This is a genomic window from Mesorhizobium sp. M1A.F.Ca.ET.072.01.1.1 (assembly GCF_004023325.1).
In the GTDB taxonomy this organism is placed as follows: Bacteria; Pseudomonadota; Alphaproteobacteria; order Rhizobiales; family Rhizobiaceae; genus Mesorhizobium.
In genome coordinates, this window is record NZ_RZSF01000354.1 from 1 (window position 1) to 6,410 (window position 6,410).

General features: G+C 65.7%; 6 protein-coding genes. All 6 read left to right on the top strand.

The annotated features are described in order from the left end of the window. A partial coding sequence (locus EOA32_RS31345) for a 23S rRNA (pseudouridine(1915)-N(3))-methyltransferase RlmH (RefSeq protein ID WP_145971409.1) occupies positions 1 to 269 on the top strand: 269 nt, incomplete at its 5' end. 147 nt (positions 270 to 416) lie between these two features. Next, positions 417 to 1,751 carry a murein hydrolase activator EnvC gene (locus EOA32_RS31350; protein WP_128373784.1) on the top strand — a complete coding sequence of 445 codons (1,335 nt, stop codon included), beginning with the start codon at positions 417 to 419 and terminating at the stop codon, positions 1,749 to 1,751. Position 1,752: 1 nt separating this feature from the next. Beyond that, the gene (locus EOA32_RS31355; protein ID WP_067001610.1) at positions 1,753 to 3,084 is read left to right on the top strand and encodes a S41 family peptidase; all 1,332 of its coding nucleotides are present in this window, start codon (positions 1,753 to 1,755) and stop codon (positions 3,082 to 3,084) included. Between the two features lie 212 nt (positions 3,085 to 3,296). Next, entirely contained in the window at positions 3,297 to 4,496 is a 1,200-nt protein-coding gene (locus EOA32_RS31360) for a divergent polysaccharide deacetylase family protein (protein ID WP_128373785.1), read from the top strand. A gap of 51 nt (positions 4,497 to 4,547) precedes the next feature. Further along, entirely contained in the window at positions 4,548 to 5,063 is a 516-nt protein-coding gene (locus EOA32_RS31365; protein WP_067319545.1) for an RNA pyrophosphohydrolase, read from the top strand. A 251-nt stretch (positions 5,064 to 5,314) separates the two neighbouring features. Beyond that, on the top strand, positions 5,315 to 6,410 hold a 1,096-nt coding region (gene alr, locus EOA32_RS31370), incomplete at its 3' end, for an alanine racemase (RefSeq protein WP_128373786.1).

Sequence of the window (6,410 nt, forward strand, 5' to 3'; positions counted from 1 at the left end):
TGCTGTTCCTGCTCGACGAACGCGGCAAGGCGCTGTCCTCGGAGGACTTGGCGGCCCGCATCGGCCAGTTGCGCGACAGCGGCCGCAAGGCGCTGGTCATCGCGATCGGCGGCGCGGACGGCCATCACAAATCCTTGCGCGAAGAGGCCGATCTGGTGTTGTCGTTCGGAGCGCTGACCTGGCCGCATCAGCTGGTGCGCGTCATGCTCGGCGAACAGCTCTATCGCATCGCCACCATCCTTGCCGGGCATCCCTATCACCGCTCGTGAGTCATCGTTCGCGCAGTGACCCCGAAAGCTGGGGATCACGTCCGCTTGCACCGATTTCCGCCTCAATGAACCGACATCACGGTTGTTGCGGGTGCTCCAACATGGTTGATGGTTCGTTAACGAAGCGGCGGATAGAGTCGAGGCCCGATGTCTGAAGGCTGGAATTCGAGAACGCGCGCCTGGCGCAGCCGCTGCGGCTTGACACTTGTCGCCGCGCTGATCGCGCTCGGGCCGGCTATGGCCGCGGAAAATTCGCTCGATGTCGCGCCGGACCCCGACAAGAGCCGGGTCGAATACGAGCAGGTCTCCAAGGAAATCTCGTTGTCCTCCGAGCGGCTGGCCAAGCTTGCCGCCGACGTCGCGACGGTGAAGAAGGACCATGCCTCGATCAGTGCGGCGCTGATCCAGTCGGCGATGACCGAGCAGAAGCTCGGCCAGGACATCGAGGACATCGGCGCCAAACTGGAAGGACTGAAAGCCGAGCAAGAGAAGCTGCACGCTTCGCTGGTGGCGCGGCGCGACGTGCTCGCCGAGGTGCTCGGCGCGCTGCAGCGCATGGGGCTCAATCCGCCACCGGCGATCCTGGTCAAGCCGGAGGACGCGTTGTCGTCGGTGCGCAGTGCCATCCTGCTCGGCGCCGTGGTGCCGGAATTGCGCCAGCAGACCGACAGGCTGCTCGCCGATCTCAAGGAACAGACCCGGGTGACGGCCTCGATCGAGGCCGAACGCGGGCGGCTTACCGCTGCCGTCACCGAGCAGACGGCGGAAAAGAAACGACTGACCATGCTGCTCGAGGCCAAGCAGAAGCTGCAGGCCGATACCGAAGCGGCCCTGGCAGCAGAGCGGCAGCGCTCGCAGCAGCTGGCGGACAAGGCCAGCAGCCTCAAGGACCTCATCGCCTCGCTCGAGGCCGACAAGGCGCGCAAGGCGGCCGACCAGGCCAAGGCGGCCGATCGGAAATCGGCGGACGCCGACACGACCGCATCGACGGCGGAACCCGCCGCGCCGCCGGTGCCGGAGGGCAATCGTTTAACCGCTTCCGCCCCGTTCGCGGCGCTCCAGGGCCAGATCGCGCTGCCGGTCATCGGCAAGATCAAACGGCGCTTCGGCACCGACGACGGCAATGGCGCAATGATGCAGGGAGACATGGTTGCGACACAATCGGGGGCCATCGTCACCGCGCCGGCGGATGGAAACGTTCTTTATGCGGGGCCGTTTCGCTCCTATGGTCAACTCTTGATCCTCAATGCGGGCGATGGGTATCATGTCGTCCTGGCGGGGATGAGCAGAATCAGCGTCGCGACCGGACAGTCGGTGCTCGCAGGAGAGCCGATCGGCGCGATGGGAGAGGCCCGGGTGGCAAGCACCTCGGCCTCGCAGAATGGAAATGCGACGCCGGAACTCTATGTTGAGTTCCGCAAGGATGGAAAACCCGTCGATCCGAACCCCTGGTGGGCGGACCGATTTTCTGGAAGGACGTGAAATGATGCGGAAATTGTCGCTTCTGTTTGCCGGCGCGCTGATGGGCGCATCGGCAATGAGCCTGGTCTACGGCGCACCTGGCTCGGCGGCGAATGCTGCGGGTTCCGAGACCTACAAGCAGCTGGCGATCTTCGGCGACATCTTCGAGCGCGTGCGCGCGCAATATGTGACGCCCCCGGACGACAAGTCGCTGGTCGAGAACGCCATCAACGGCATGCTGGCTTCGCTCGACCCGCACTCGTCCTACATGAATGCCGAGCAGGCGCAGGATATGCGTGTGCAGACCAAGGGCGAGTTCGGCGGCCTCGGCATCGAGGTCACGATGGAGAACGACCTGGTCAAGGTGATCACGCCGATCGACGACACGCCGGCCGCAAAGGCGGGCGTGCTTGCCGGCGACTATATCGCCAAGATCGACGGCGAGGAGGTGCGCGGCCTCACCCTCAATGACGCGGTCGAGAAGATGCGCGGCCCGGTCAACACGCCGATCAAGCTCACCATCCTGCGCCAGGGCGCCGACAAGCCGATCGAGTTGACGGTCGTGCGCGACATCATCAAGGTCAAGGCGGTGAAATACCGGGTTGAGAACGACATCGGCTACATGAAGATCACCTCCTTCACCGAGAAGACCTATGACGATCTCGAGAACGCCATCGAGAACATCAAGAAGCAGGTGCCCAACGACAAGCTGAAGGGCTATGTACTCGACCTGCGCCTCAATCCGGGCGGCCTGCTCGACCAGGCGGTGAGCGTGTCGGACGCCTTCCTGAAGCGCGGCGAGATCGTCTCGACCCGCGGCCGCGATCCGAAGGACGTTACCCGCTTCGACGCCAAGCCGAAGCAGAACGACGACATCGGCGGCAAGCCGCTGATCGTGCTGGTCAATGGCGGCTCGGCAAGCGCGTCCGAGATCGTCGCCGGTGCGCTGCAGGATCTGCGCCGCGCCACCGTCGTCGGCACGCAGTCCTTCGGCAAGGGCTCGGTGCAGACCATCATCCCGCTCGGCGAGAACGGCGCGCTCAGGCTCACCACGGCGCTCTATTACACGCCGTCGGGCAAGTCGATCCAGGGCAAGGGCATCACGCCCGACATCAAGGTCGAGCAGCCGCTGCCGCCGGACCTGCAGGGCAGGGACCTGACCCGCGGCGAATCGGACCTCAAGGGCCACATCAAGGGGGCCGACGAGAGCTCGACCGGCTCGGGCTCGGCCGCCTATGTGCCGCCGGAGCCGAAGGACGACCTGCAGCTGATCTATGCCGAACAGCTGCTGCGCGGCCAAAAGACCGATCCGGCCTTCCCGCCGAACCCGGACAAGGCTGTGCTGAACCAGTAAAGACGGGGAGGGCCGGGGCAGATCGCTCTGGCCGGCCGACCGAAGCGATGCAATGCTGCCGGGACCGCGAGGTTCCGGCAGTTTGATTCGGGGACAGGGTGGTTCGGCAACGGGCGCTGCGTCGCCTAAGGTTTTGAATTTGCGCGTGAGCGCTGACGATTCGATCAGCTGCGCTGATCCGATCAGCCGCGTCACGGGCCTGGGGATGCGGCTTGGCTGACATCGGCAAGGACATCGAACGCCCGCTCGGACAGACGCTCCGGTCAGAGCGCCCTGCCTCGCGCACCTTCGGCGCCGGCACGCTTGGCGCGGCGGTCGCCATCCTCACTGTAGTGGGCATTTCCGGTGCGATCGCGTTGCGTGAAAAACCTTTCCGCAAACGGCAAGAGACGGCCGTTTCGACGCCGAAGGTAATCGTGGCGCCGGCTCCCGCGCCGGCACCGGCGCCGACGCCGGCACCGGCCGAGGTGGCGGCGGCGAAGCCCAATGCGAGCACGCCGATGAAGAGCGATGGCCCGCAAATCATCCATGTCGAGTCTGAAGAGGGCGATGGTCCGCCGAAGGCCGGTATCGTCATCCGCGATCCTTCCACACTCAGCCAGAATCTCAAGGTCGCGCATATTCCCGACAGGGCGCTGATCGAGGCGAGCGACAGCGGCCCGCTGCCGGTGCGCTCCGCCGATGGCCGGCGACCGTTCGACGTCTATGCGCGGCCCTGGTCCGGAGCGCGCGGCGCGCGCGTGGCTATCGTCATCGGCGGGCTCGCCGTCTCCCAGACCGGCACGCAGGCCGCGATCGCCAAATTGCCCGCCGAGGTGACGCTGGCTTTCGCGCCGCAGGGCAACAGCATCGACCGCTGGATGAAGGCGGCGCGCCAGAGCGGACATGAGATCGTCATGCAGATACCGCTCGAGCCGTTCGATTATCCGGGCGTCAATCCGGGACGCAACACGCTGACGGTCGCTGCGAGTCCGGACGAGAACCTGAAGAGCCTGCACTGGGCGCTGTCGAGGACTACCAACTATACCGGCGTCATGAACTATATGGGCGCGCGTTTCTCGGCTGATGCAAACGCGATGGGACCGTTCATGGCCGAGCTCGGCAAGCGCGGCCTTGCCTATGTCGACGACGGCTCCTCCGCGCGAAGCCTGGCGCCCGACCTCGCGCTGAAGGATGGCGTTCCTTTCGTCGCCGGCGACATGGCGATCGATGCTGTGCAGGACCGCGGCGAAATCCTCAAGAAGCTGGACAGCCTCGAGGCGACGGCACGCGCCAAGGGCAGCGCCGTCGGCATCGGCTCGGCCTTCGATATCACCGTGGACACGGTTGCGTCCTGGGTGGCAGAAGCGAAGAAGCGCGGCATCGAGATCGTGCCGATTTCGGCGGTGGCGATCGATCCGCAAAAAGGCTAACGCCGACCCTTTCGCCTGAATGCATCTCCAAAACGGCTGGAAATCTCAACGATGGCCAAAAAGATCGATCCTGAAACGCTGCCCTATCGCCCCTGCGTCGGGCTGATGATCCTCAACCCGGCCGGGCTGGTCTGGGTCGGTCATCGCATCGCCGAGCCGGACAGCGAATTCTCCGGCACTACGAAACTCTGGCAGATGCCGCAGGGCGGCATCGACGAGGGCGAGGAGCCGCTCCCGGCGGCGGAGCGGGAGCTTTACGAGGAGACCGGTATGCGCAGCGTGTCGCTGCTTGCCGAAGCGCCGCACTGGATCAATTACGACCTGCCGCCGCATCTGGTCGGCGTCGCCTTCAAGGGCCGCTATCGCGGCCAAACGCAGAAATGGTTCGCCTACCGCTTCGAGGGCGACGAGAGCGAGATTGAGATCAATCCGCCGCCGGGCGGCCACAAGGCCGAATTCGACCAATGGGCATGGCGGCCGATGCGGGAGCTGCCCGACCTGATCGTGCCGTTCAAGCGCAAGGTCTACGAGCAGGTGGTGGCCGCGTTCCAGCATCTTGCTCGCTAGGCGTTGGCCGGCGCGCTTCCAACTAAGTTCGGTTAGCGAAGAGGTTGGCACCGTAGTCGAGATCATGCTTTGTTGATGCAGATGCGCCGCAGGCAAAGAGGCAAACATGAACGACGCGCGACAAGCGCACTTCGCCGGCGTCGAGAAGCACGCAGCTCCGCAACAAGTGTGACCCGACTTTGTCCGACGCAATTGCCCCGATGACCGGCACCAAAACGTCTTTGCCGCAAACGACCGCCACCAGCGGCTTTATGCCCGGCGAAACTTCAGCCGGCGCGATCCTGACCATCGATCTTGGCGCCATCCGCGAGAACTACCGGCGGCTGAAGGCGCGGCTGGCGGACGTGCGCTGCGCCGGCGTGCTCAAGGCCGACGGCTATGGCCTCGGCGCAGCGCGCGTGGCATCGGCGCTGATGAAGGAAGGCTGCGAGATATTCTTCGTCGCGCTGCTCGGCGAGGGCATCGCGCTGCGCAAGGCGCTTGGACCCGGACATGAGATCTTTGTGCTCAACGGCCTGCCGCCGGGCTCCGAGCCGGAAGCGATCGCGACTGGGCTTCATCCTGTCATCAACAGCACCGCTCAGTTGAGAGCGTGGCGTGAAGCGGCGCTTGCCGCCGGCCGAAAGCTGCCGGCCGCTGTTCAGGTCGACAGCGGCATGTCACGGCTCGGCATGCCGCCGGCTGACGTCGAGGCGCTCGCGGCGGATGCTTTCGGCGGCATCGACATCCGCCTGGTGATGAGCCATCTCGCCTGCGCCGACGAGCCGCGCAATCCTGCCAACGAAGCGCAGCGGCTCGCGTTTGAGCGGCTGCGCGGGATGCTGCCCAAGGCGCCGGCCTCGCTTGCCAATTCGTCCGGCATCTTTCTCGGATCGGCCTACCACCACGACCTCGCGCGGCCGGGCGCGGCGCTCTACGGCATCAACCCGGCGCCGGGCGAGGCGAACCCGATGCGGCCGGTGGTCCGGCTGCAGGCGAAGGTGGCTCAGACGCGCAACGTCGAAGACGGCGCCGGCGTCGGCTACGGCCACACCCATCATGCGCGCGGACCGCTCAGGCTGGCGACAATCTCGCTCGGCTATGCCGATGGCTGGCACCGGCGCGCGGCGTCGGCCGCCTGGTTCGAGGGCGTGCGGCTGCCTTTCGTCGGGCGGGTATCGATGGATTCCATTGTCCTCGACATTTCAGCGCTTCCGGTCGATCAACTGGGCGAGGGCGACCTCGTCGAGCTCATCGGGCCGTCGCAAAGCCTCGACGACGCGGCCGCGCATGCCGGAACCATCGGCTACGAGGTGCTGGCCAGCTTGGGTGCGCGCTTTCACCGCCGCTACATCGGCGGGGGAAAAG